This is a genomic window from Kitasatospora sp. NPDC048298 (assembly GCF_043201465.1).
GTDB lineage: Bacteria > Actinomycetota > Actinomycetes > Streptomycetales > Streptomycetaceae > Kitasatospora.
Genome location: NZ_JBICYZ010000052.1, coordinates 1 through 25,642, shown reverse-complemented (window position 1 = coordinate 25,642; position 25,642 = coordinate 1). Strand labels below are relative to the sequence as shown.

The window sequence follows — 25,642 nt, the reverse complement described above, 5'->3', positions numbered from 1 at the left end:
ACTACCTCGCAAGGATGACGGCACGCCAGGGTCCGCCGGACGCGGTAGCGGGGTTGCCCCGGGCGGCGGACGCGCGGGCGTGCCGCCCGTTCGTACCGTCGTCCCCGTCATCAGGCGGGACGCGAGGAGGAGCGGGGACATGAGCAGCGATCCGGTGATCGGACTGGACGGGGTGAGCCGTCACTACGAGGGCGCCCGGGCGGCCCTGGACGGGGTCACGCTGAGTGTGCGGGCGGGGGAGTCGGTGGCCGTGCTCGGCCCGTCCGGCAGCGGGAAATCCACCCTGCTGAACCTGGTCGCCGGGCTGGACCGGCCGAGCACCGGGACGGTCACCGTGGCCGGGGTGCGGGTGGACGGGCTGGGCGAGGCCGCCTCGGCCCGCTACCGGCGGAGCACGATCGGCATGGTGTTCCAGTTCTTCAACCTGCTGGACGACCTCACCGTGGCCGACAACGTGGTGCTGGCCGGCGAACTGGCCGGCGTCCCGCGCGCCGAGGCCCGGCGCCGGGCGGGCGAGCTGCTGGAGGCCCTCGGCATCGACCGGCACGCCCGCGCCCACCCGGGCCGCCTCTCCGGCGGTGAGCGCCAACGCGTCGCGGTGGCGAGGGCGTTGATGAACCGGCCGACGCTGCTGTTGGCGGACGAGCCGACCGGAGCGCTGGACTCGGCCTCGGGCGAGGACGTCAAGGAGCTGTTCCGGGAGCTGCACGAGGACGGGCAGACCATCCTGCTGGTCACCCACGACGTGACGCTGGCCGAGGACTGCGCCACCCGTACGGTCCGGATGCGGGACGGCCGGGTCGAGTCGGACTCGGCCTCGGCGGTGGCGGCATGAGAGAGCGGAGCGAGCTCATCATCGAGAGGTGCGCGTTGCGCGAAGCGCCTGCCGAGCGCAGCGAGGTGGGCGCATGAGCGCGCTGGGCAGGGTCGTGCGTGCGGGTGTGCGCAGGCGCCGGACCCAGTCCGTCGCGGTCGGGCTGGCCGCGCTGGTGGCCACCGCCTGCTCCGTGCTCGGCGGCTCACTGCTGGTCGCCTCCCAGGCCCCCTTCGACCGGGCCTTCGACGGCCAGCACGGCGCCCACCTCACCGCGCGCTTCGACGGCGCCAGGACGGACGCCGCGCAGCTCGCCGCCACCGCGCACGCCCCCGGGGTGACGGCCGCCGCCGGGCCGTACCGCACCGTCACCGTCGACCCCGAGCCGGGCCCCGGCTACGACCTGCCGCCCGGGGCGAGGATGGCGCCGATGACGGTCACCGGACGCGCCACGGCCGCGGCCGGGGTCGACGACATCACCCTGCTCCAGGGGAGTTGGCCGCAGCGGCCGGGCGAGGTGGTGCTCGACGACAGGTACGGCGACCGGCCCCGGGACCTGGGCGGCAGCCTGCGCCTTCCCGGTCTGCCGGGCGCGCCGGCCCTGAAGGTCGTCGGCTTCGCCCGTTCCGTCAGCCGGACCTCGGACGCCTGGGTGGCGCCGGACGGCATCGCCGCCCTCACCGCGCCCGGCAGCACCCCCGGCTACGCGATGCTCTACCGCTTCACGGCCGCCGCGAGCGCCGACGCCATGGCCGCCGACCGGGCCGCCGTCGCGGCCGCCGCCCCCGCCGGGGCGCTCACCGGCGCGCAGTCCTGGCTCACCGCCAAGCAGGGATCGGACCGCAACACCGCGCTGTTCCTGCCCTTCCTGGTCGCCTTCGGCCTGCTCGGCATGGCGATGTCGGTGCTGGTCGCGGGCAACGTGGTGGCCGGCGCGGTCGGCACCGCCACCCGGCGGATCGGCGTGCTCAAGGCGCTCGGCTGCACCCCCGCCCAGGTGGCGCGGGCGTACGTCGCCCAGGCGCTGGTCCCGGCCGGCGTCGGCACCCTGCTGGGGGTCGTCGCGGGCAACGCGCTGGCCGTCCCGGTGCTCGCCACCACCGGCTCGCTCTACGGCACCGGCACCTCCGGCCTCGCCCCCTGGGTGGACGTCGCCGTGGCGGGCGGCACCCTGGCCGCCGTCGCCCTGGTCGCCTGGGCGGCCGCCGCCCGGGCCGGCCGGTTGCGCACGGTGGACGCGCTCGCCGTCGGCCGCACCGGAGGCGGTACCCGGCGGGACGCCCTGGCCGCCCGCGCCGCCGCACTGGCCACCCGGCTGCCGTTGCCCCGGCCGGTCGGCCTCGGCCTCGCCCAGCCGTTCGCCCGCCCGGCCCGGGCCGCCGGGATGCTGGCGGCGGTGCTGTTCGGCACGGCGGCGGCCGTCTTCGCGGTGGGCATGGGCGGGACGATGAGCTGGGTGCAGCAGGCGAAGACGCGGGACGCCGGGGACGTCACGGTGTACCCGACGCGCCCGGACGGCCCACCCGGGGCGGCGCCGGCGGCTGGGCTGCCCGTCCCGGCCGACCGGGCCGTCGTCACCGCGGCGCTGGACGCCCAGCCGGGCACGGCCGGCTACTTCGGCGTCGGCACCGAGGACGTCACCGTCCCCGGGGTGGCGGGCACCACCACGGTGACCGCCTTCGACGGCGACTCCTCCTGGGCGGGCTACCGGCTGGTCTCCGGGCGCTGGTACCAGGGCCCGGGCGAGGCCGTCGCCCCGTCCACCTTCCTGACCGAGGCCTCGGTCAGGCTCGGAGACCGGGTGACCTTCACGACCCACGGCCGGGCGGTCACCGTCCGGCTCGTCGGCGAGGTCTTCGACCCGCACACCCAGACCAACGAGCTCCTCACCGACGCAGCCGGCTACCCGCCGGGCACGGCCCCGGCGCCGGACTTCTGGACCGTCAGACTGAAGCCGGGCACCGACCGCGCCGCCTACGCCGGCGCCGTCGCCACCGCGCTCGCCCCCGAGCGCATGACCGCCGACACCGGCGGCCCGCACGGCTCCAGCGGCTCGATCGCCGCCCTGAACTCGCTCACCGCCACGCTCACCCTGCTGCTGCTGCTCGTCGTCGCCGGCCTCGGGGTGTTCAACACCGTCGTCCTGGAGATCCGCGAGCGCACCCGGGACCTGGGCGTCACCAAGGCGCTCGGCATGACCCCGGCGCAGACCGTGGGCGTGGTGCTCGCCTCGGTCCTGCTGGTCGGGGCCGCTGGCGGCGTGATCGGCCTGCCGGTGGGGCTGCTGCTGCACGGCCTGACGGTGCCCGCGATGGGCCGCAGCGCCGGGCTGACCTTCCCGGCCTCCGCACTGGACGTCTTCGGCACCCCGGAGCTGGTTCTGCTCGGCCTCGGCGGTGTGCTGATCGCGCTGCTCGGCGCCCTGCTCCCGGCCGTACGGGTGGCGCGGGCGCGCACGGTGGAGGCGCTGCGGGCCGAGTGACGGCCGACGGGCGGGACCGGGTGGTGCTCACCCGGTCCCGCTCGTTCCGGGTGGTCCTTGCCCGTTCCAGGTGGTGCTGCGCCGTCCTTGGTGGGCTCAGGAGGTGTCCTCGTCCGCGCTCTGCTGCTCCGCGCGCTTCTCGGCGGCCCGGACCTGCTCGGTGAAGTCGTGGGCGTCGATCCGCTCGACCGAGGCCCCGTGCCGGGCGGCCAACTCGTCGGCCGGGCCCGGGGTGGACTCCTTGACCTCCAGGGCGAGCAGCGCGCCGCCGTCCGGCACCCGGGGCGAGAGCAGGATCAGCCCGGCGCCGCCCTCGCTCGCCTGGTGCTCCTCGGCCGCGTTGCCGATCACCGCACCCGCCGCGAAGCCCAGCAGCACCCCGACCGGCCCGCCGAGCAGTCCGATCAGGCCGCCCAGCGCGCCGGAGCCTACGGTGGTCAGGCCGGCGCCCCGGGTGAAGGTGTCCTTGACCTCCAGCAGGCCGTCGGCGCTGCGCTCCATCGCGGCCACCATCCGCAGGCCCGGCAGGCGTTGCGCCTCGTCGAAGGCGGGGCGCCAGGCACCGGCGTCCGGGAAGGTCAGCAGGACGACGTTGTGCTGCTCGCTCATCGCGCTCCGATCGGGGCCGGGGCCGGCTGAGGCCGGGCCTCCATCGTGGCCCGCGGTGCGGGGCGCTGCCACCCCGGCCTCCTCAGCGCTGCTCGTCGGCGGGGCGGTCGAACACCGGCCCGAGGCCCGCCGGGAGGCGTTCGACCAGCAGGGCGACGGCCTCCTCCGGGGTGGCGGCGCTGACGCGCTCGCCGGCTTCGTCCCACCGGTGGACGAGGTGGCCGCCGCCCTCCTGCGGATGGGCGTTCGGGAGGCCCCGGTCGGCCCAGGGGGTGTGGTCGACCGGCTGAAGTGCAGGTTGTGGTGGCTGGTCCAGGGGAACAGCCGGCGCAGCCGGGGCTCGGAGCGGGCGGCCTAGATGTGACGGCCCGTCAGGCCCCCGTGCGGGCCGCGTCGCGCAGCTTGCGCCAGGTGCGGCCGAGGGAGGACGGTCCGGTGCGTCCGGCGGCGGGCGCACCGGACTCCCAGGACCGGGCCGCCTCGGCGAGGGTCTCCGCGGACGGTGGGGTGGCCGGCGGGCCGCCCCGGTCGGGCTGGTCAGACCGGACCGACCGGGCGGCCCGGGCGGCGCGCAGGAGGTCCTCGGGACCGAGCGTGGCGAGCCGGGCCCGGGCGTGGTCGAGCAGGGTGGCGCAGGCGTCGGTGATCGCGGCCTCGCCGAGCGGGCGGGCCGGGAGGTCGAGGCCCTCGGCCAACTGCCGTTCCAGGGCGGCGCGCAGGTCCTGGACGGAGAGGTCGCGGACGGTCAGCGACAGGTGGGCGGAGAGGCCGCCGGCGCCGACCGCCCGGTGGGCGAAGCCGCGCGGGATGTAGAGCACGCCGCCGGGTTCGAGGACGCCGTGCAGCCGCAGTGGGGAGCGCTCGTCGTCCGGCAGTTCGCCGAGCTGCCAGTCGGCCGCGGTCGGCGCGTCGTGGACGTACCAGGTCTTGCGGCCGGCGGCCTGGAGGACGAACACGTCGGCGTCGTCGCGGTGCACCGCGAGGCCCTGGCCGCCGGCCGGGGTGACGAAGAAGAAGGCCTCTATCCGCCGGTCGAGCTCCTCGGAGAGCCGGGACACCAGGTCGCCGGTCGGGCGGTGCCACTGGTCGACGCAGCGCAGCAGCAGGGTCGCCCCGCGGCGCAGCTGGGCGAGGACCCGCGCCCGGTCGGCGAAGCCGTGGTGGGTGACGCCGTTGACCACGCGGGAGGTGGTGAAGGCCTCGGGCGGGATGGTGACCTTGTCGGAGCGGACCATCTCCAGGTAGGGCGTGCGCAGCAGCCCGCCGTCGAAGGCGGCGTCCAGTTCGTCGAGGTCGAACGGCGAGGCGGGGGCCGCGGGAGCCACCGGATCCTCCGGGGCCGCCGTGGCTTCCGCGGCCGCCGTGGCCTTCGGGGCCGCCGGGTTGTCCCGGGGGAAGAGCGCGGGCTCGCGCTGCCACTGGCGCTCGGCGAAGCTCCGGACGTCGCCGACCCAGTCGGCCAGCGTGGGCGATTCCATGGTGTGTCCCGTGGTGTCAGGGGTGTTCCGGGGCGCGGGAGCGCGGGGCCCCAGGGGTCCTCTACGAGCCGGGCGTCAGGCCCCGACCTGCGCCTCGAACCGTACGGAGAGCAGGGAGCGCAGCGGCACCTGCGCCTCCTGCTGCGGGCCGCGGACGGTGAGCCGGTTGTCCAGGGCGACGGTCAGCAGCCGCTCGGCCAGCGGCACGATCAGGTGCTTGGCCCAGCAGCGGGCGCCGTCGAAGCCGAAGGGCATGAACGCGGGCGCCTTCTCCGGGTCCGTGACGCCGTCCCAGCGTTCGGGGCGGAACTCCAGCGGGTCGGACCAGTAGTCGGGGTGGCGGTGCATCAGCAGCGGGAAGAGCGCGACGTCGTCCTCGGGGCGGATCTCGGGGTGCAGGGCGGTGTACGCCGCGCCGCCGTTGCGGTACAGCATCCACGCCGGTGGGAGCAGCCGCAGCGTCTCCCAGAGGATGGCGGTGAGGTCGGCGCGCTGCTCCGGCCGGTCCCGTTCCGGGCCCATCAGCCACAGCGCGTTGCCGGTCAGCGCGGCCACGCCGTCGCACAGGGTGGCCGTCGCCCGCCGGTACATCGCGACGGCCTGCCGGCGGTCCAGCGGGTCGTCGGCGTCGCGGATCAGCCCGGCCAGTGCGGTGCGCCCGTCCTGCTCGGCGGAGCCGGGCCAGCGGGTGGCGGCGCGGTCGACGAGCCGGGAGAGGGTGTCGGAGCGGGTCACGCCGCGCTTCGACAGCAGCGAGACGGGCAGCGGGTCGCCGGAGAACAGCCAGCGGCGCAGGTAGGAGGTGCCCGCGTAGGGCCAGGCGCCGGCCATCCCGCGGGCCGGGGGCGGCGGCTTGCGGCTGCCCGCCACGGCGTCCTGGCCCAGCGCCCGGATCGTCCGGGTCGCGCTGTCGTGGGGGATTTCGGCGCCCGCGGCGGGTTTGTAGACCGATCGCTCGGTGGAAAGCACGGGGCGGGCCGCGACGATTTCGGCCATCAGTCGGGAGTCCGAGACGCCGACCTTGGCCGGGTCGATCCGGAAGACCTTCTCGTCCCTGGCCAGCAGGTCCCGAATCGTCGGGGCGAACACGACGGTACGGCTGCGCGTGGTGGCCGTCGCCATTTCTTCCATGGGAATTCGGCCTCCAATGCGAAATACCCGGGAAATGCCTGGGAAGTGCGTTCGGTGCGGCGCGCGGGGAATTCCGGACGCGCCGCGGCGCCGGCGGGAGACGTGGCCGACCCTCGCTCCCGCCGGCGGCCGACCACGTCAGATGACGTGCAGCACCCACGCGTGGTTCGCGAGGTCCTCGTTCTTCTTGAACTTCTTGACGAGCGTCTTGATCATCTTCATGGCTATCTCCATTCCGGTGATTGCGGGTGCGGCGAGAATGCCGCAGCCGGGCCGTCCGAGTTATTCGGCATTCCGTTGCCGGGTGCCGAACGGGTTCATCTGTCATGGACCCTAACCGAAAGATCGCCGCTCGGACACCCCTTCGGCAGAGGATTATGCGATCTCTGCGCCTTGTTAGCGGTCTATTCGATGGTCGAATCGTTATAACCCGCGGAAATCAAGGTGGGGCGCGGAACGGGAACGCGAAAGGGCCCCGCGAAGCCGCGGGGCCCTGCTGCGCGTACGACGGGTACGGCGCGGTCGGTCAGGTGTCGAGCACGGTCAGGTGTCGAGCACGGTGATCAGTTGTAGGTCGTGGTGACGGTCACGCCGCTGAAGCCCTGCTGGCCGTAGAGGCTGAAGTACACCCAGCCGGACGGCGGGTTGGCGATGGTGAGGGTCTCGCCGTTGTCGCCGTTGGTGGACTTGGCCTTGTAGGAGCCGGTGGTGGCCCAGGCGCCGCCGTTGTAGTACAGGTCGGCGTTGCCGGTGCCGCCGCTGGTGGTGATGGTCAGCTGCTGCACGCCGGCCGGCAGGTACAGGAAGCTGTAGCTGTAGTTCCCGGTGGTGGCGGCGACGTTGTCGCGGCGGCAGTTCTTGTCGAACTGCCGGGTGTCGGCGATGGTGCAGAGCGGGGCCTTGGGCTGCTCGGTGGGCAGCGTGCCACAGTTGTCGGCGGCGCAGGCCTTGAGCCAGGTGGCGAAGTCGGCGTCGTACTTGGTGCCGATGGTGGTCTTCAGGATGGTGCGGGCGCCGTTCCAGTCACCGGCGCGGTACTTGGCGAGCACCGCGGTGACGTCGTCCGGGTGCGACTGGAGCATGTAGCGGACCGCCAGGTAGCCCCAGTTGTAGGTCCGGGTGGAGTCCGAGTTGTCGTAGGTGGTGTCGAACAGCGTGCTCAGCGCGTAGGTGCCCTTGCCGGCCTGGGCGACGGCGTCGTCGTAGTGCTGGCCGCGGTAGCTGTAGGAGACGTACTCGGCGAGGCCCTCGACCCACCAGATGGTCGGGGTGGTCATGCCGGCCTCGAAGTCGCCGTACATGTCGTAGCGGCCGTCGAGGTAGTGGGTGTACTCGTGGTTGAGGTTCCAGATCTGGAACTGGGGCCGCAGCCAGGAGGCCTCGTGGGCGATGAAGCGGGCCTGGTTGCCGGCCTTGGCCGGGTCGCCCTCCTCGTACATGCCGCCGTTGTCGACCTCGATCTTGTACATCTCCCAGGCGTACAGGCTGTAGTTGTAGTAGTCCTCGAAGACGACGACCTCGAGGTTGGTGTTGTTGTCGTTGGCGACCGGACCGTTGTCCTTGACGATCTTGTGGAAGAACGCGTCCTGGTTGATCAGGCTGGTGCAGGTGTCGGCGAGCTGCTGCGCGGTCATGTCCTGCGCGCGGATGCGCAGGTTGGCGTTGCAGGTGTGGTCGACGGTGAGCACCAGCGGGACGAGCTTGGCGGGCACGTCACAGGTGCCGTAGAGGGAGCAGTTGCCCTCGTCCTTCTTCTCCGTGAACCAGAGCAGGTTCATGGTGAGCGGACCGGTGTTGCCGACCAGCGGGTAGCGGTTGATCAGGTCCTTGAGGATCGGCCGGCCCTGGGCGCGCAGCTCGTCGTGGGCGACCAGGTTGCCGAGCTGGATGCCGATCCTGGTGACCAGGTCGCCACCGTTGAGCAGGCCGCTGTTGCGGGTGACGAAGGACGCCGCGGTGGTGGCGAAGGACGGGTCGGCCTGGAGGGCGGAGACGAACTCCGGCAGGTCGAAGCCGCGCTCGATGACGGTCTCGGTGTTGGCGACGGCGGTGGTCATCGCCGCCGGCCAGCTGCCGGTGTAGTCGTTCAGCAGCCGCTTGACGACGCCGGTGTAGCGGGCGTTCTCCTGGGCGCTGTCGATCAGGGTGACGGCCTCGGCGAGGGTGGCGCCGTTGGCGTCGGTGACGTCCTTGCTGTGCGGGGCGGCGTAGAAGGCGTCCAGCGCGCCGCGGATGGCGGTCTTGAGGCCGTCGCCGTACGGGCCCACGGCGTCCTTGTTGTACCACTGCGCGTAGTACCCGGCCCGCAGGAAGAGCACCAACTGCCCGGCCGAGGTGGAGTTGTCGCCGGGGTAGGTGGCGGCGGTGTCGCGCAGGGCGTTGGCGACGGTGACCATCTGGGCCTCGTTGAAGGCGCCCTTGGCGTCGTTGCCGGTGAGCTGGAACAGCGTGTTGACGCAGTCGAGCCCGGAGCCCTTGACCTGCTGGACCAGCGCGGCACCGGACTTGCCGGTGAAGGCGGAGACGTCGCAGGCGGCGGCGGCCGAGAACGACCGGGCCGACTTGGCGGCGCCGACGGTGCTGCCCGCCGTCGGGGCGGTCGCCTTGGCCTGCGGGTCCGAGGCGAGCGGGCGGTCGTCCTGCGGGGTGTCGGGCGACTTGGGCACGGGGATCGTGCGGGGTGCGGCCTTCCCGGCCGAGGTGGCGGGCTTGCCGGCCGGGGCGGCCGAGGGGGCTTCGGTGGCGTGTGCGGCCGACGCGAACAGGCCGAGTGAGAGGAGGAGGGCGGTGCCGAGCGCGGGGAGCCTGCGCACGCCGTCCTTCGCTATCGAGGAGGGACGCATCTGTGGGGGCCTCCGGGGCCGTTGAGGTGGGGGCGGCCGTGCTGCGTGGGGCGCACGGGCCTTGCTGTGTGACATGTAAAATGGCACAAGGCTGAACGCGGAGGGAAGCCCCCAAGAACGGATTGCCGGTCGGCGAGACCGAAACGTTGCCGGAGCGTGTCGGAACGCGTGTCAGAGCGCCTCGTCGTGGCGCGTTGTGGCGGGTCGTCGGGCGCGCCACTGGAACGCGTCGTCGGGCGGCGCGTCGCCGAAACGGACGGACGGACGGTCGGTCAGCCGCCCGACCGTGCCGACGGCGTGAGCGCCGCGAACTCCAGCGGCGCCGACGGATCCACCGACAGGTCCGCCGGAGCCGGCTCCGCACCTGCGCGGACCAGCAGGTCCCCGACCGCCGCCACCATCGCGCCGTTGTCGGTGCACAGCCGCAGCGGCGGCACCCGCAGCGCGATCCCCGCCGCCGCGCACCGCTGCTCGGCCAGCGCCCGCACCCGGGAGTTGGCCGCGACCCCGCCGACCACCACCAGGGTGCCGATCCCGTGGTCCAGGCAGGCCCGCACCGCCTTGCGGGTCAGCACGTCCGCGATCGCCTCCTGCAGCGCGGCCGCCGCGTCCGGCACCCGGGGCTCGCGCTGCGCCTCGACCCAGCGGGCGGCCGCGGTCTTCAGGCCGGAGAAGGAGAACGCGTACGGGTCGTCATGCGGCCCGGTCAGCGGGCGCGGCAGCCGGACGGCCGTCGGATCGCCCTCGCGCGCGGCGCGGTCGATCGCCGGACCGCCCGGGTAGGGGAGTCCCAGGATCCGGGCGACCTTGTCGAAGCACTCGCCGGCCGCGTCGTCCAGGGTGTCGCCGAGGTGGACGATCGGGTCCCGGGCCAGGTCGCGCACCAGCAGCAGCGAGGTGTGGCCGCCCGAGACGATGAGCACCACGCAGGGGTCGGGCAGCGGCCCGCCGTCCAGGGTGGCGGCGGCGACGTGCCCGGCGAGGTGGTGCACGCCGTACAGCGGGACGCCCAGCGAGAAGGCGTACCCCTTGGCGGCGGCCACGCCCACCTGGAGCGCCCCGGCCAGTCCGGGGCCGGCGGTCACCGCGACCGCGCCGACGTCCGCCAGGGTGAGTCCGGCCCGGTCCAGCGCCTCCCGGACCACCGGTGCCATCGCGTGCACGTGTGCCCGGGCGGCGATCTCCGGCACCACCCCGCCGTAGCGGGCGTGCTCGTCCATCGACGAGGCCACCGCCTGTCCGAGCAGCACGCCGTCGCGCACCAGGCCCGCGCCGGTCTCGTCGCAGGAGGACTCGATGCCCAGCACTACCGGCGACCCTGTCACAGTCACTCATCCTTGTCGGTCATTACACGGAACGACGACCATTGTGCCCGACGGGATGTGAGGAATAAGCAGGAGCCCATGCTTCGTTCTTGCAACTCATACGCAATAGTGTTGTTCCGGCACGATCACCACCTCCACCGCCGTCCAACGCGGTTCAACCCGCCGAAAGGGGCCGTGTCCTGATGGGCACCTACACGCTTCCCGACCTCCCGTACGACTACTCCGCGCTGGAGCGGGCGATGTCGGCCGAGATCCTGGAGCTGCACCACTCCAAGCACCACGCCGCGTACGTCAAGGGCGCCAACGACACCCTCGACCAGCTGGCCGAGGCCCGCGACAAGGAGCAGTTCGGCGGCCTGGTCGGCCTGCAGAAGACCTTCGCCTTCCACCTGTCGGGCCACGTGCTGCACTCGCTGTTCTGGCAGAACCTCTCGCCCGAGGGCGGCGAGCGCCCCGAGGGCGAGCTGGCCGACGCCATCACCGAGCACTTCGGCAGCTTCGAGGCCTTCAAGAAGCAGCTCACCAACGCCACCACCGGCGTCCAGGGCTCCGGCTGGGGCATCCTGTCCTGGGAGCCGCTCGGGCAGCGCCTGATCGTCGAGCAGGTCTACGACCACCACGGCAACGTCGGCCAGAACACCACCCCGCTGCTGGCCTTCGACGCCTGGGAGCACGCCTACTACCTGCAGTACCGCAACGTCCGCCCGGACTACGTCACCCGCCTGTGGGACGTCGTCAACTGGCAGGACGTGTCGGACCGCTTCGCGGCCGTCAAGAGCGCCTGATCCCCGTCGGGTGACAGCCGGCCCCGGCCCGGTCGGGCGGTCCGGGGCCGTCCCCTTTCGTGCTTGTCCCGTACGGGAGTTGACGCCCGACACAGCCGGTGCACCCCGCCGCAGGCCGTAAGCCACCCGCCGTTCGCCTGCCGGTCGCGTGCCCTCCCTACGCTCGCTCGGACCACCGCCGGTGACCGGCCGGCAACGGCCTCCCGGCCCTGTCCGCTGCTGTCGCCGCTGCTGCCGCCGCCATCGCCGCAGCCGCGGTTGCCGCCGCTGAGCGAAAGGGCGCCCGATGGCCCCGCGTCTCTCCCTCGTCGTCCCGATCTACAACGTCGAGCGCTACCTCCAGGAGTGCCTGGACTCGATCGCGGCGCAGACCTTCGGGGACTTCGAGTGCGTCATGGTCGACGACGGCTCGACCGACGACGGCCCGGCCATCGCCAAGGCCCACGCCGAACAGGACCCGCGCTTCCGGCTGGTCAGCCAGGAGAACCAGGGCCTGGGCGCCGCCCGCAACACCGGCTGGCGCCACCTCACCCCCGGCACCGAGTACCTGGCCTTCGTCGACAGCGACGACACCCTTCCGCCGCACGCCTACCAGCTGATGATCGACACCCTGGACGGGACCGGCTCCGACTTCGCCGCCGGCAACGCCCTGCGGCTGCGCACCACCGGCCTCACCCCCTCGCACGGCCACCGCCGCCCGTTCCACGAGACCCGGCTGCGCACCCACGTCAGCGAACTGCCCGCCCTGGTCACCGACCGCACCGCCTGGAACAAGGTCTACCGGCGCACCTTCTTCGACGGCGCGGGCCTGCTCTACCCCGAGGGCATCCTGTACGAGGACGCCCCGGTCAGCGTGCCCCACCACTTCCTCGCCGAGAAGGTCGACGTGCTCGCCGACCCGATCTACCACTGGCGCGTGCGCGAGGACGGCGACCTCTCCATCACCCAGAAGAAGACCGACCCGCGCGGACTGGTCGACCGGGTCCGCTCGATGGAACTCGTCCGCGAATGGCTGCTCGCCCGCCCCGAGCCCGTCTTCGCCGACCACCTGCACGCCTACGACCGCAACTGCCTGGTCGAGGAGATCCCGATGTTCTTCTGGACCGTCCCCGACGGCGACCACGCCTACCGCGCCGCCTACCAGCAGCACGTCAGCCGCCTCCTGCGGGCCATCGGCCCCGGGCAGGTGGCCGGCCTCAGCCCCCAGCTGCGCCTCAAGTACCGCCTCACCCTGGCCGGCGCCATGCAGGGCTTCGTCGCCGTCCAACACGCCCACCGCCTCGCCCGCCGCACCCGGCAGGCCGTCTCCGCCCGCCGCTGAGCCGTCCTCCACTGGGCCGTCTTCCACTGGGCCGTCCTCCACGGGCGGGCAGGGGAGTCCGGCCGAGCCGCTCGGTGCCGCAGAGGCTGCGGTAGCCAGGGAACCACGGGGCCGCCGGGCCGGATCTGCCCGGCGGCCCCTGACCAGGGCTCTTCCGGCACGATGGTCCCGTACATTCGCCTGTTCGAGGGCGACCCACGACGTTCCGAGGTGCGAGACCCATGGGTGCGATGGCAAGGATTCTGGACGCGTTCCCCGGATCACTGAACGGGGCGGTCGGTCTGACCCCGGAGCAGATCGCCCTGATCGAGGAGGACCAGGGCGTTCCCCTCCCCGAGGACTACCACGAATTCCTGGCCCTCGCCGGCGGCGGCGGGTTCCACGCGCTGCGGGGGGAGACGTACGCCTTCCCGGAGATCCTGGGCATCAAGGAGAGCGCCCGCGAGATCCTGACGGAAGCGGCCCCCGGCGAGTCCCTCGACGGCTGCGTCGTCTTCATGGCCCACCAGGGCTACATCTACTCCTTCATCGCCCCGCCCGAACTGGGCGGCAGGACCTACGAGGTCGCCGAGACCCACGAGGGCGTCCACGAAGGCGCGGCCTCCTTCGCGGCCTTCATACACGGGATGCTGTAGGCCTCGTGCACCTGACGGTCGCCTATCCGGCGTCGAGGGGCCGCAGGAGTACGTTCCGGTGCCGCCAGGCCAGGCGAAGGAGCGCCGCACCGGCGGGCTGCATGGGCTCCGCGGTGGTGAGGCGATCCACCTGATCCGCGGTGAAGGGCATGCCGGTCGAGCGACCCGTGGCGTCGTCCAGCCCGACCCGACGGCCTTCGTCGTTGGTGGAGACGATCCGCCGGAACGTCTCGTCGAACAGGCCGGCGTCGAAGACGGCCACGGTGAGCATGTCGGTGACGTACGTCAGCGGATCCATCCCGAGGCCCAGCCAGAACACGCGTAGGGTGCCGTCCTCGCGTGCTGTGGTGAGTCTCTTGTTGAGCGGCCAGGAGGCGTAGTCAATGGGCGCCTTGTCGCTTCCGTGGTCCTCGCTGGCGCCGAGGAGTTCTTCGCTCAGCTCGCGGAGGATGGAACGCCACAGGTCGAAGTCGTTGGCCTCGTTCCACGGTGCGTCGTGCGAGGCCTGGAACATCCCGACCGGCATGACCTGGTAGAGGCCGCCACCGCTGGCGACCTTCTCGGGGTCGCGCCAGTGGAGGACGAACTCCGCCTCGTCGGTGCGGCGATCGTGCCGGATGGTGAGCGTGCTGGTCGCGGCCATGACGGGGCGGCGCGTGAGGTCGGTCGGATCGGCGATGGCGGCCCGGAACGGCGTGTGCCGGTCCGGGCCCGCCAGGACGGCCGACGCGTACTCGTGGGCGACGGCCTCGCAGACGTTGATGACGTCGAAGTACTGCCCGCGCCCGAAGGTCAGCACGGGTTCGGCCGTGGAAGCATCGACGTCCAGGAGGCGGTAGCAGCCACGGTTTTCGAACACCTTGGGCTTGGCGAGATCCCGCAAAGCATCCGCGTAGTAGCGGTACGAGGCGCCGTCCGCCCGACGAGGCCGGATGTGGTCGAGCTCCGGCTCGCTCCCGTCCAGGAGGGCATTCGGCCCGTCCGGCTGCCACCGCAGCCGGACGCGCTCCAATGGCACCGGCTGCTCCGGGATCCAGTGGGGCCGGGCCAACAGGGGCGTTCCTGGGACCAGATTCTCCATAGTGCTCTCAGCCAGGAGTTGAATGGTCAAGGCGAAGCGTTGCTCGTTCAGGAAGCTTCGTACCCGGCGCCAGTCCTCTCTTGTGCCAGACGAGCTCGGTTGATCACCTGCCATGGTTTACTCCAGAGGTATGCGGCGCGTCCATCGAGTGCCTGGACGCCTGGAACGTTTCGGAGCCGGTAGAGAATGAGACCGCGGCACCGCCAGTTCCGCTCTCCTCCGACCGGCACTCGCCCTCGGGCCGCGCCGGGCGGCCCGAGGGCGATCACCTATTGCAGTGGCCACCCGTTCGCAGGGTGATCGAGCCAGGCGATATGCCCTTCGGGGGTAACGCTCAAGCCGAACCGATCCGGCCCGGGACGGTCGTTGTCGAGCCACCATTGGTGAGCGGCTTCGACTTCGTTCCAGACCTGCCGTGGGCCGTGCTGCCACACCGCGTACTGCTGGGCCTCCTCGGTGCCGTCCCAGTCGACGGCTGCCCAGGAGCCGCCGTCGGTCGTGGCCACCCAGAGGCGGGTCGCCACATTCTCGACGTCGGGGTTCTGGTGCCAGGCATACCAGAGGTCGCCGAGGCGGTGGCCGAGGGCGAACTGGGTCTCGAAGGCGGAGTCTGCGACGGCCCATGGGTTGAGCATGGTCGTGGATTCGGTCGGCACATGCTCTTCCAGGGCGACATCGCGGAAGAGCCGGAGGTCGAGGCGCTGGGTGCGCATCAGCATGAAGGCGCTCTCGGGGATGTAGCGACCGGTGCCGGTTCCATCGTCGTCGATGGTGAGACGGAGTAGGCCGCCGCAGATCCATGGGCTCTCCCACGGAACGAGTACGGTTCCACCGCTCTGGGTCTGGTTGATCCAGGCGTAGGGAATGCGTTTGACGGAGCACGTCGCCACAACGCGGTCGTAGGGCGCTTTGATGCTTCGCCCCAGGCTTCCGTCACCGTGGACGACGGTGGGGGCGTAGCCGTTCGCCTTGAGGTTTGACCGGGCGAGTTCGACCATGGCGGGGTCGATCTCGATCGTGGTGACATTGGCATCGCCCAGCCGGTGGGCGAGAAGAGCAGCGTTGAAACCGGTTCCGGTTCCGATCTCCAGTACTCGCATCCCCGGTGAGAGGTCCAGGAGTTCGAGCATTCGGAAGACGATCGACGGGGCGGAAGCGGAGGACGAAGGCAGGCCATCGGGGCCGTCCTGCTCCTCTCCGTCGTTGATCTGCGTTACCACCGGCTTGTCCGCATAGGCGGCGGCGAACCAACGATCCGGCTCGTGTTCACGATCGCACGAAGTGAGACGATCGTTGTCGCCGCTCAGCCAGATTCGGTTGGGGAGGAAACGGTGTCGAGGGGCCGCTTCGGCGGCCATGCGCCACTCCGCGGCCACCTCATGGCCGAGGAAGTGGGAGACCGTGTGGAGCAGGCCGCGCATGGCGGCCTGCTCACAGACACTCGGCTGAGGTGTCACTTGTCCTTTTCGCCGCCCTTGCCGTGCTTGCCGGTCTTCGACCCGGACGAGGTGTCCTGGCTCGACTTGCTCGTGCTGAAGTCCTTGTTGCCGCCGGCGTGCTTGCCCTGACCGCCGTCGTTGGCTCCGCTGCCGCCGCCGGAGCTTCCGCCGGAGTTTCCGCCCTTACCGAGGCCCCATCCCATGGGAGTCTCCTACTTGGTCGTGATGGTCGTCGTGGTGCTGCTGCCGGTCGGTCCGCTCACCGGCATGTCCGGCCCGGGCCCCGGCGGCGCCGGGGGACGCGGGGGCTTGGGGAACGGAGTGGCCATGGTTCTACTCCTCCTGCCTGTGACGGCTGGCGCAGAGCGGGAAGCTCTGTCATGACAGGACGGTAGGGGGAACCTCGCCGGTCCGTGGTTCGTGTTTCTCGCGGTTTCTCGGACACCGGCGGCTGGTTCCCGACGCTTCTCAGGCGGCCTCCAACGCATGGCGTGCCGCTGCGAGAACGTGGTACGCATCCGTTCCGGTTTCAGCCACCTGTTCGTATAGTTCCCATGCCCGGAGATAGAGCGCAACGTCCGCTTGTTCGTCGAGATGTAGCGAGGCATTGATCGTCTCGACGGTCACGAAGGACCGGTCGTGGATCCAGAAACCATGCCGAAGTGACAGCGGAAGTGTCGCGGAGAACGGGATGACGGCGATGCTCACCGTGTCCAGGCCGATCAGGCCGCAGAGCCTGTCGAGCTGTGACCGAAGTACCCCTGGAGGGCAGACGCGGGCGTGCAGCGCTCCTTCCCAGAGGATGAATCGAAAGCGTCGGCCCGTTTCGTACAGCAGCTCTTGGCGACGCATCCGTTCGCGGACGGCTTCGTCCGTGTCCCGGGGCGATTGATGCAGCGCGGCAGCGGCGAGCAGAACGTGTCGAGCGTAGTCGGGTGTCTGGAGCAATCCGGGCACCACGGTGGGCTCGTAGGCCCGGACGACCCGCGCGTTGCGTTCCTCCGTGTCGGCTTCCCGCTGGGCGTGTTGGTGACCACCGGACAGGCGGCGGCGCCAGGAGCGGTAGTGCGTCTCCAGACCGGAGAGGTCGTTCTGGAGCGAGACCACCAGTGCTGCGTGACCGGTTGCCTCGGCCCACGCGGCCAAGTCGGCGCCTGTGGCGGTCTGCCGACCGTTCTCCAACTTGCTGATCTTCGAGTGGGGCCAGCCCAATCGGCCCGCCAGTTCCCGGCCGGTGAGTCCCGCATCGGCGCGCAGCCCTTGAAGCCGAGCGCCGAGCGCCTCGCGAGCCCGTTGGAAGTCGCTCACTCCTGGGACGGCACCTCGTCGGCGAACTCCGCCCGGGGGATGGCGTACTTCCAGGCTCGATCCCGGATTCGGCATGCTTCCAGGACCGCGCTGAGGTCTTCGATCAGCTCCGCCCCGAGGTAGTTGTCCTCCGTGTCGAAACGCATCTCCAACAGCGATGCGGAGTCGAACAGCCAGAAGTCGCGATCCGGAAGCTCGAGTTGCTGTGCTGTGGCGCGCTGTAGGTGTCGAATGTCCTCCCCTGCCTGGACGTTGGCCCATCCGACAGCGAGAAGGTAGGCCTGCCCGTCGGTCAGCGGGTCGTCCGCGATCCGCACCCGTTCGACACGCTTCCCGGCCGCGACCTGAGTCGTGATGTTCCGGCACCAGGGCCGCTGCGGATCCGTCTGCGGGTCCTCGCCACAGACCCACCGTTGGAAGCCGGGAGCCTGTCGATCCGAGGCGTAGCCCTGCCGGCTTTCCAGGCGCCACGCAGTGTGGGCGAATCCCTCGCCGAAGAAGTAGTCGAACTGTTCATCGCTGATGTAGGCCATGGTCAGTCCTTGGGGGCGAAGCGGGTGAGCAGGTCACGGGGCACAACGACGAACGTCTCTCCGGGGAGGACGTCCCGCAGCTGGGCGAGGGCCTCGGGATCGGTCAGACGGTATCCCTGGACGACGATGTCACCCGTCTCCGTCTCATAGAGCGTCGGGCACTTCCCGTCTTCGCTGCTGGTGCCGAGGAACTTGAGCTGCATGGAGGGCTCCCTCTCGTTCGGCGGGGGACCAGGATGCAGCCTGAAGGACAGCACGCGGGGCTGTTCGGGAAGATTTCCAGGCCCAGGAGTGAACGCGGCGGCGCGTCCTGGTGGAGGCCGTGGACCGGTTTGCGGAACTTCCTTGGCGTGCGAGGAAGAAGCGACCAGCGGGCGCGGCTTGTTGCTGGTGGAGGCGCTGGCGCACGCCTGGGGGTGGTACCCGACGGAAGCGGGCAAGGTGGTGTGGTTCGATTACCCCGAAACCGGCGAACCGCCGTGCCCCACGCACGGGTGGGGCACGGCGGTAGCAGTGACCGCCGCCGTCAGGTAGCGCGCTGTTCCAGGGTCTCCTTCATGACCTGAGCGCCCCTGACGACCCGGAGCCGGACCTGCTCGGCCATCTCCTGGGGCAGGACATCCGTCGTCCACACGAGGCGGCACCGTCCGACCCCCTCCGGGAGGACCTGGAACGAAGCATGATGGTGGGTGAGCGGAATCTTGAAGCCCTCGACCGCCGAATAGGCGAGGCGGCGCAGATCATTGTCGATGCTGACGATCAGCTCGCGGATGACCGCGCCGCCGGGCATGGTCAGGTAGCGGACGTCGCCTTCGACCCGGGTGTCGAGGACGTAGCCGGGAATGAGGCGCCGGTGCACAGCGCCCACATCCCGTACGGCGTCCCAGACTTCGTCCGCGTCGGCCTCGATCGCGACGTCCTGCACGATGGTGGCGATGGTCCTGCGCTCCTGTCAGGAAGTGCCGAAGAAGGCGTCCAGCAGACGCTGTGCCGCCAACCCCGCCGGAAGGGTTCCGGCGCGGACCTGGGTTTCCAACTCGGAGGAGAGACGCCGAACTTCGGGATTTTCGTGCAACCGCGCGTACAACTGGTCGTGGACCATCGCCCATGTCCACTCCACCTGCTGCTCACGGCGCTTGGCGGCGAGTTCCCCCGTCGCGTCCAGCACCTTGCGGTGCTGCTGAAGCCGCTCCCACAGCACGTCCAGGCCCGCCCCGTCGCGCCCGCTGCAGGTGAGCACCGGCGGCGTCCAGGCCGCGTCGGGCGCCTGCAACAGTCGCAGTGCGCCCGCGAGTTCGCGCGCCGCCGCCTTCGCGTCCCGCTCGTGCGGGCCGTCGGCCTTGTTGACGGCGATGACGTCCGCGAGCTCCAGTACGCCCTTCTTGATGCCCTGCAGCTGGTCGCCGGTCCGCGCGAGGCTGAGCAGCAGGAAGGTGTCCACCATTCCGGCCACCGCCGTCTCGGACTGCCCGACGCCCACCGTCTCGATGAGCACCACGTCGTACCCGGCCGCCTCCATCACCACCATGGATTCCCGGGTGGCCTTGGCGACGCCGCCCAGTGTCCCCGAGGTCGGCGAGGGCCGGACGAAGGCGGCGGGGTCGACGGCGAGCCGCTCCATCCGGGTCTTGTCGCCCAGGATGGAGCCGCCCGTCCGGCTGGACGTCGGGTCGACGGCGAGCACCGCGACCCGGTGGCCCCGGCCGGTCAGCATCGTCCCGAAGGAGTCGATGAAGGTCGATTTGCCGACACCGGGCACGCCCGTGATGCCTACTCGGACCGCGCCGCCAGCGTGCGGCAGCAGCCGCTGGAGCAGCTGCTGCGCGAGCGCGCGGTGGTCGGGCCGGGAGGATTCGACGAGGGTGACGGCGCGCGCGATCCAGGCGCGCGAGCCGTCCAGTACGCCCGTCACGTAGCTGTCGAGGTCGATCGTCCGCGGAGGCATGGGATCAGGCGATCACAGCTCGTGGCCGAGGTCGGCCGCCAGGGACTTCAGCAGGTCGTACGCCGCGTCCGGGATGACCGTCCCCGGGGGGAAGACCGCCGCGGCGCCCGCCTCGTAGAGGGCGTCGAAGTCCTGCGGCGGGATCACCCCGCCCACCACGATGGTGATGTCCTCCCGGCCGGCCTCGGCGAGTTCGGCGCGCAGTGCGGGCACCAGTGTCAGGTGGCCGGCGGCCAGCGAGGACACGCCGACGATGTGGACGTCCGCCTCGACGGCCTGGCGGGCGACCTCGGCCGGGGTCTGGAACAGCGGGCCGACGTCGACGGTGAAGCCGAGGTCGGCGAAGGCGGTGGCGATCACCTTCTGGCCGCGGTCGTGGCCGTCCTGGCCCATCTTGGCGACCAGGATGCGCGGACGGCGGCCCTCGGCCTGCTCGAACCGCTCGACCAGGTCGCGGGTGCGCTGGAGGGAGGCCGACGGGCCCGCTTCGTCTCGGTACACACCGGAGATGGTACGGATCTGGCCGGAGTGGCGGCCGTACACCTTCTCCAGGGCGTCCGAGATCTCGCCGACGGTGGCCTTGGCCCGGGCCGCGTTGACGGCCAGGTGCAGCAGGTTGCCGTCCAGCGAGCCGCCGCGCTGCGAACCGGCCTCGGCGGCCCGGGTGAGGGCGTGCAGCGCGTCGCGGCACGCGGCCTCGTCGCGCTCCTCGCGCAGCCGGCGCAGCTTCTCGATCTGCCGGGCCCGCACCGAGGAGTTGTCGACCTTGAGCACGTCGATCTGCTCGTCGCTGTCCACCCGGTACTTGTTGACGCCGATCACCGGCTGGCGGCCGGAGTCGATGCGCGCCTGGGTGCGGGCGGCGGCCTCCTCGACGCGCAGCTTGGGGATGCCCGCGTCGATGGCCTTCGCCATGCCGCCGGCCGCCTCGACCTCCTGGATGTGCTCCCAGGCCCGCGCGGCGAGGTCGTGCGTCAGCTTCTCGACGTACGCGGAGCCGCCCCACGGGTCGATCACCCGGCAGGTGCCCGACTCCTGCTGGAGCAGCAGCTGGGTGTTGCGGGCGATCCGCGCGGAGAAGTCGGTGGGCAGGGCGAGCGCCTCGTCGAGGGCGTTGGTGTGCAGCGACTGGGTGTGGCCCTGGGTCGCCGCCATCGCCTCCACGCAGGTGCGCGTCACGTTGTTGAACACGTCCTGGGCGGTGAGCGACCAGCCCGAGGTCTGCGAATGGGTGCGCAGCGACAGGGACTTGGGGTTCTTCGGGTCGAACTGCTTGACCAGCTTGGCCCACAGCAGCCGGGCCGCGCGCAGCTTGGCGACCTCCATGAAGAAGTTCATGCCGATCGCCCAGAAGAACGACAGGCGCGGCGCGAAGGCGTCCACGTCCAGGCCCACGTCCAGGCCCGCGCGCAGGTACTCCACCCCGTCGGCGAGGGTGTAGGCCAGTTCGAGGTCGGCCGTCGCACCCGCCTCCTGGATGTGGTAACCGGAGATGGAGATCGAGTTGTACCGGGGCATCTTCTGCGAGGTGTACGCGAAGATGTCCGAGATGATCCGCATCGACGGCTGCGGCGGGTAGATGTAGGTGTTGCGGACCATGAACTCCTTGAGGATGTCGTTCTGGATGGTCCCCGCGAGCTTCTCCGGCGGTACGCCCTGTTCCTCGGCCGCGACGATGTACAGCGCGAGGATCGGCAGCACGGCGCCGTTCATGGTCATCGACACCGACATCTTGTCCAGCGGGATGCCGTCGAACAGCTGGCGCATGTCGTAGATCGAGTCGATGGCGACTCCCGCCATGCCGACGTCGCCGGTGACCCGCGGGTGGTCGCTGTCGTAGCCGCGGTGGGTCGGCAGGTCGAAGGCGACCGACAGGCCCTTCTGGCCGGCCGCGAGGTTGCGGCGGTAGAAGGCGTTGGACTCCTCGGCGGTGGAGAAGCCCGCGTACTGGCGGACGGTCCAGGGCTGGTTGACGTACATGGTCGGGTACGGCCCGCGCAGGTACGGGGCGACGCCCGGGTACGTCTCCAGGAAGTCCAGGCCGGCCAGGTCGGCGCCGGTGTACAGCGGCTTGACGCCGATGCCCTCGGGGGTGTCCCAGAGCAGCTCCTCGACGTCCTTGCCGGTGGACTGGCGCCAGGCGGCCCGCCACTGCTCCTCGGTGACGCCCGCGTTGCCGGTGGCGTCCGGGTTGACGGTGGCGCCGGCGGCGCCACCGTCCAGCCCGATTCCGGTGAAGTCGGGGATCATCGAGCGGCTCCGATCTGGTCCAGCAGGGAGGTCAGGACGGCGACGGCGTCGCCTCCCGCGAAGATGAACTCGTCCACTCCGGCGGGTACTTCGCCGAGCCGTCCGGCCAGCAGCACCCTGGTGGCGCCGGCCGCCTTCAGGGCCTCGGCGACGGGCGAGGCGTGCTCGGTGTACAGGGCGTCGCTGGAGCAGAGGCAGGCGACGGTCGCGCCGGAGGTGCGGAACGCCTCGGCGAAGGCCGCCGGGTCGACGGACTCGGCCGAGACCGTCGCGATGCCGCCGGCCTGGAAGAGGTTGGCGGCGAAGGTGGTGCGCGCGGTGTGCGCGGAGGCGGTGCCGATCGAGGCGAGGAACAGGCTCGGTCGGGCACCGTGCGCGGCGGCGTGGGCGTCCGAGCGGTCCCGCAGCGCCTCGAAGGCCTCGGCGCGGCGGACCTGCGGCAGCCCGCCGCCGAACCCGGCGGGGGCCGGTTCGCGGACCAGCGGCTGCTCGTCCAGGTGCGGGAACTCGCTGACGCCGGTGACGGGTTCGCGCCGCTTGGCGAGCCGTACGGACCGCTCCGCCCAGGTCGCGGCGATCCGCTCCTCGACCAGTCCGGAGGCGAGGGCGGCGCCCAGGCCGCCGGCCCGCTCGATCTCCTGGAACCAGGCCCAGGCGGCCCGCGCCAGCTCCTCGCTCAGCTGCTCGACGTACCAGGAGCCGCCGGCCGGGTCGATCACCCGGGCCAGGTGGGACTCCTCCAGCAGGATCGCCTGGGTGTTGCGGGCGATCCGGCGGGCGAAGGCGTCCGGCAGGCCGAGCGCGGTGTCGAAGGGCAGCACGGTGACGGAGTCGGCGCCGCCGACGCCGGCGGCCAGGCAGGCGACGGTGGTGCGCAGCATGTTCACCCACGGGTCGCGGGCGGTCATCATCACTCGCGAGGTGACGGCGTGCTGACGCTGCGCCGGGGCGGCCGCGCCGGCCCCCGAGACCTCGGCGACCCGGGCCCAGAGTCGGCGCGCGGCACGGAACTTGGCGATGGTGAGGAACTGGTCGGCGTCCGCGGCGTAGCGGAACTCCAGCTGGCCGAGCGCGTCGTCCACCGACAGCCCGGCGGCGGTCAGCGCGCGCAGGTAGGCGACGCCGGTGGCCAGCGAGCAGCCCAACTCCTGGGCGGGGGAGGCGCCGGCCTCGTGGTACGGCAGGGCGTCCACCGTGAGCGCCCGCAGGCCCGGGTACCCGGCGGCGCAGCGGGCGGCCAGCGCGGTGGCCTCGGCGAGCAGCGCGTCGGTGCGGGCGCCGTCGCCGGTGCGGGCCTGGAGGCCGAGCGGGTCGGCGCCGAGGTTGCCGGCGGCGGAGCCGGGGGAGACCTCGCGCTCCTCGTACAGCTTGAACAACTGCTCAGCGGCGTCGGTGAATTCGGGCCCGGCGTCGAGTGCCACGGCGGCCAGGTCCAGGTACACCCCGGTCAGTGCCTCGGGCAGGGCCGCCACCGGCAGGCCCGCACCGCCCAGCTCCAGCCAGAGCGAGCTCACGCCGTGCTCCAGGTCGGCCAGGACGGCCTCGTTGGTGCGCCGGCGGTCCGGGTCGGCGTGCCGCTGGCGGACGTCCCACCCGGCCACGGCGGAGCCCTGCGCCGGGCCGCCGCGCACGAACGGCGCGAAGCCGGGATAGCCCGGGTCCGCGGCGGTGTCCTCGGCGGTGTACAGCGGGCGGGCGCTCAGCCCGTCCTGGAGCCGGGTGGTGAGCGCCTGCTCGGCGGCGGCGCCGTCCTCGGGCTGGGCACCGGACTTGCGCAGCACGCCCTGGACGAGCTGCTGCCACTGCTCGCGGTGCGCGGCCGGGAACTCGGAGGCAAGGGGGAGCCCTTCGGGCGGGACCTTCATGTGCGCAGGTTAGCGCCCGTTCGCGGGGCCGCAGGAGGGGGATTCCGTGTGACCTTGCCCTCGATCGGGCCGGGATCCGAGCACTCTCCGAGGTGGGGAGTGTCACGGCGGCCGGGGCGGCGGGCACCACGGGTACCAGGGGTGGGAAGGGGGGCCGTACGGGGGAGCCGAGGGGGAGCCGAGGGGGGAGTGGAGGGATCCGAGGGGAGGCGGGGGAGCGGGAGCGGGACGGGCGCAGGTCGGCGGGGGCGGCGGCGGCCGTCGGCGGCGGGCGCGATGTCCGAGGTCAACACCGATGGCAGGGAACACGATCGATGTTCCGTCATGCTGCCAAAACGTCATGATCAGGGGGATTGCGGAACCCGGGCCCTCATCTATTAAGTTACTTCGAAGAAGGTGGGCGGGGCGGTACCCCCCCGTTGCTCGCCCTGCCTGCCTTCGTCGTCCCCGGCCCCGGCCGAGCCGTCCCCCGGCTCCGTCCGGACCCTCCCCAGATTCCCCCGAAGGAGAGCGACCGCCATGGGAAAACGTCGCAAGCCCAGCCCGCCGAGCCGGGCCCGCATGGCGGTCGTCACCACGGCCATGGCGGCCGGCGGCGCGGTCCTCGCGTCCGGTACCGCCCACGCCGAGCCGACCCCGAGCCTGGCCTCCGTCAAGGAGCAGGTCGACCAGCTCAACGAGGCGGCCGAGCAGGCGATCGAGAAGCACAACGGCTTCCAGGCGAAGCAGCAGCAGCTCCAGGCCGACGCCAACGTGATCCAGGAGAAGGTCGCCCGCGGTCAGGAGGCGATGAACGAGCTGCGGACCCGGCTCGGCGCGGTCGCCGCCGACCAGTACCGCACCAACGGCATAGACCCGTCGGTCCAGCTGATGCTCGACTCCGACCCGTCCGCCTACCTGGAGCGCGCCGCGGTGCAGAACCAGGTCTCCGACTCCCAGGCGAACCTGCTCAAGCAGGCCCAGGACGAGCAGCGCAAGCTCGACCAGGACCGCGCCGAGGCCACCGCCACCCTGGCCGCGCTCGACTCGGTGGGCACCCAGCTGGCGGAGCAGAAGAAGGACATCCAGACCAAGCTGGCCCAGGCCCAGGAGACGCTGAACAAGCTCAGCGCCGAGGACCGTGCCAAGATCAACGCCCAGCAGAGCGCCGAGAAGGCCAAGGCCGAGGCCCAGCAGGCGGCCGCCGCCGCCGCTGCCGCCGCCAAGGACCGTGCCTCCCGCTCCGCCGACCGCCCGGACATGAACGCCCCGGTTCCGTCGGCCAGTGGCCGGGCCGGCGCCATCATCGGCTTCGCCCAGGCCCAGCTCGGCAAGCCCTACGGCTGGGGCAAGAACGGCCCCGCCAGCTTCGACTGCTCCGGCCTCACCAGCCAGGCCTACCGCGCCGCGGGCGTCACGATCTCCCGGACGTCCGAGGAGCAGTGGAAGGACGGCCCGCACGTCGACCGCGCCAACCTCCAGCCCGGTGACCTGGTCTTCTTCTACAACGACCTGCACCACGTCGGCCTGTACATCGGCGACGGCAAGATGATCCACGCCCCGCGCACGGGCAAGAACATCGAGGTCCTGCCGATCTCCGTGATGCCCTACATGGGCGCCGTCCGCCCGGCCTGACCGGGCGCCTCATGTGATCCACGAGGGTCGGCCCACGAGACCGGGCCGACCCTCGTGGACCGACCGCAGTGGGGGGGGGGGGGGGGGGGGCCCCCGGCCCCCCCCGGCCCGGGGGGGGGGGGGGGCGGCGCCCCGCCCCCCCCCCCCCCCCCACCGCGGGGCCGGGGGGGGGGCCCGACAACTG

Annotated in this window: 21 protein-coding genes and 1 pseudogene; 6 read left to right on the top strand and 16 right to left on the bottom strand. The window is 71.9% G+C overall.

The window, feature by feature from the left end:
* Window positions 1-139 precede the first annotated feature (139 nt).
* Window positions 140-835 carry an ABC transporter ATP-binding protein gene (locus ACGF0D_RS30905; RefSeq protein ID WP_392921780.1) on the top strand — a complete coding sequence of 232 codons (696 nt, stop codon included), beginning with the start codon at window positions 140-142 and terminating at the stop codon, window positions 833-835.
* Between the two features lie 73 nt (window positions 836-908).
* Window positions 909-3,296 carry an FtsX-like permease family protein gene (locus tag ACGF0D_RS30900; RefSeq protein ID WP_392921777.1) on the top strand — a complete coding sequence of 796 codons (2,388 nt, stop codon included), beginning with the start codon at window positions 909-911 and terminating at the stop codon, window positions 3,294-3,296.
* 96 nt (window positions 3,297-3,392) lie between these two features.
* Here ACGF0D_RS30900 and ACGF0D_RS30895 read toward each other — a convergent pair whose 3' ends face one another.
* The 6 genes and pseudogenes from ACGF0D_RS30895 to tsaD form a co-directional block, all read right to left on the bottom strand.
* Window positions 3,393-3,905 (bottom strand): histidine kinase, encoded by a 513-nt coding sequence (locus ACGF0D_RS30895; protein ID WP_392880067.1) that lies wholly within the window; start codon window positions 3,903-3,905, stop codon window positions 3,393-3,395.
* 82 nt (window positions 3,906-3,987) lie between these two features.
* Window positions 3,988-4,202, bottom strand: a pseudogene (locus tag ACGF0D_RS30890) (DUF6193 family natural product biosynthesis protein).
* 74 nt (window positions 4,203-4,276) lie between these two features.
* Window positions 4,277-5,383, bottom strand: a complete 1,107-nt coding sequence (locus ACGF0D_RS30885; RefSeq protein WP_392921774.1) for a JmjC domain-containing protein — start codon at window positions 5,381-5,383, stop codon at window positions 4,277-4,279.
* Between the two features lie 75 nt (window positions 5,384-5,458).
* Window positions 5,459-6,505: a cytochrome P450 gene (locus tag ACGF0D_RS30880; protein WP_392880063.1), complete on the bottom strand. Its 1,047-nt coding sequence runs from the start codon at window positions 6,503-6,505 to the stop codon at window positions 5,459-5,461.
* Window positions 6,506-7,077: 572 nt separating this feature from the next.
* Window positions 7,078-9,327 (bottom strand): collagenase, encoded by a 2,250-nt coding sequence (locus ACGF0D_RS30875; RefSeq protein WP_392921771.1) that lies wholly within the window; start codon window positions 9,325-9,327, stop codon window positions 7,078-7,080.
* Window positions 9,328-9,629: 302 nt separating this feature from the next.
* Window positions 9,630-10,682 (bottom strand): tRNA (adenosine(37)-N6)-threonylcarbamoyltransferase complex transferase subunit TsaD, encoded by a 1,053-nt coding sequence (gene tsaD, locus ACGF0D_RS30870; protein ID WP_392921768.1) that lies wholly within the window; start codon window positions 10,680-10,682, stop codon window positions 9,630-9,632.
* Window positions 10,683-10,864: 182 nt separating this feature from the next.
* Between tsaD and ACGF0D_RS30865 the strand changes: the two genes are divergently transcribed.
* The 3 genes from ACGF0D_RS30865 to ACGF0D_RS30855 all read left to right on the top strand — a co-directional run bounded on the left by ACGF0D_RS30865 (window position 10,865) and on the right by ACGF0D_RS30855 (window position 13,423).
* Window positions 10,865-11,467, top strand: a complete 603-nt coding sequence (locus tag ACGF0D_RS30865) for a superoxide dismutase (protein WP_392880054.1) — start codon at window positions 10,865-10,867, stop codon at window positions 11,465-11,467.
* A 286-nt stretch (window positions 11,468-11,753) separates the two neighbouring features.
* The gene (locus ACGF0D_RS30860; protein WP_392921765.1) at window positions 11,754-12,788 is read left to right on the top strand and encodes a glycosyltransferase family 2 protein; all 1,035 of its coding nucleotides are present in this window, start codon (window positions 11,754-11,756) and stop codon (window positions 12,786-12,788) included.
* Between the two features lie 230 nt (window positions 12,789-13,018).
* A complete protein-coding gene (locus tag ACGF0D_RS30855) occupies window positions 13,019-13,423 on the top strand; it encodes an SMI1/KNR4 family protein (protein ID WP_392921763.1) in 405 nt (134 codons plus the stop codon).
* Window positions 13,424-13,445: 22 nt separating this feature from the next.
* On the opposite strand, the gene ACGF0D_RS30850 is transcribed toward ACGF0D_RS30855, so the two are convergent.
* From ACGF0D_RS30850 to ACGF0D_RS30805, 10 genes are all read right to left on the bottom strand, one after another.
* Entirely contained in the window at window positions 13,446-14,441 is a 996-nt protein-coding gene (locus ACGF0D_RS30850) for a hypothetical protein (protein WP_392921760.1), read from the bottom strand.
* Between the two features lie 332 nt (window positions 14,442-14,773).
* Complete coding sequence (locus ACGF0D_RS30845) at window positions 14,774-15,925, bottom strand: methyltransferase domain-containing protein (protein ID WP_392921757.1); 1,152 nt, start codon at window positions 15,923-15,925, stop codon at window positions 14,774-14,776.
* A 32-nt stretch (window positions 15,926-15,957) separates the two neighbouring features.
* Window positions 15,958-16,146, bottom strand: a complete 189-nt coding sequence (locus tag ACGF0D_RS30840) for a hypothetical protein (protein WP_392880040.1) — start codon at window positions 16,144-16,146, stop codon at window positions 15,958-15,960.
* 265 nt (window positions 16,147-16,411) lie between these two features.
* Window positions 16,412-17,251, bottom strand: a complete 840-nt coding sequence (locus ACGF0D_RS30835) for a helix-turn-helix domain-containing protein (RefSeq protein ID WP_392921755.1) — start codon at window positions 17,249-17,251, stop codon at window positions 16,412-16,414.
* The gene (locus tag ACGF0D_RS30830; protein ID WP_392921752.1) at window positions 17,248-17,784 is read right to left on the bottom strand and encodes a DUF6879 family protein; all 537 of its coding nucleotides are present in this window, start codon (window positions 17,782-17,784) and stop codon (window positions 17,248-17,250) included. Before ACGF0D_RS30830 ends, ACGF0D_RS30835 begins: the two co-directional genes overlap by 4 nt.
* Before the next feature lie 2 nt (window positions 17,785-17,786).
* Window positions 17,787-17,987, bottom strand: coding sequence for a hypothetical protein (locus ACGF0D_RS30825; RefSeq protein WP_392921750.1), 201 nt, complete (start codon window positions 17,985-17,987; stop codon window positions 17,787-17,789).
* Window positions 17,988-18,310: 323 nt separating this feature from the next.
* Complete coding sequence (locus ACGF0D_RS30820; RefSeq protein ID WP_392921747.1) at window positions 18,311-18,709, bottom strand: SRPBCC family protein; 399 nt, start codon at window positions 18,707-18,709, stop codon at window positions 18,311-18,313.
* A 27-nt stretch (window positions 18,710-18,736) separates the two neighbouring features.
* A complete protein-coding gene (gene meaB, locus ACGF0D_RS30815) occupies window positions 18,737-19,729 on the bottom strand; it encodes a methylmalonyl Co-A mutase-associated GTPase MeaB (protein ID WP_392880018.1) in 993 nt (330 codons plus the stop codon).
* A 12-nt stretch (window positions 19,730-19,741) separates the two neighbouring features.
* Complete coding sequence (scpA, locus tag ACGF0D_RS30810) at window positions 19,742-21,979, bottom strand: methylmalonyl-CoA mutase (RefSeq protein ID WP_392921746.1); 2,238 nt, start codon at window positions 21,977-21,979, stop codon at window positions 19,742-19,744.
* Window positions 21,976-23,844 (bottom strand): methylmalonyl-CoA mutase family protein, encoded by a 1,869-nt coding sequence (locus tag ACGF0D_RS30805; RefSeq protein WP_392921743.1) that lies wholly within the window; start codon window positions 23,842-23,844, stop codon window positions 21,976-21,978. The genes scpA and ACGF0D_RS30805 overlap by 4 nt, the downstream gene beginning before the upstream one ends.
* Before the next feature lie 519 nt (window positions 23,845-24,363).
* On the opposite strand from ACGF0D_RS30805, the gene ACGF0D_RS30800 reads away from it, so the two are divergent.
* Window positions 24,364-25,458 (top strand): NlpC/P60 family protein, encoded by a 1,095-nt coding sequence (locus tag ACGF0D_RS30800; RefSeq protein ID WP_392880011.1) that lies wholly within the window; start codon window positions 24,364-24,366, stop codon window positions 25,456-25,458.
* Window positions 25,459-25,642 lie beyond the last annotated feature (184 nt).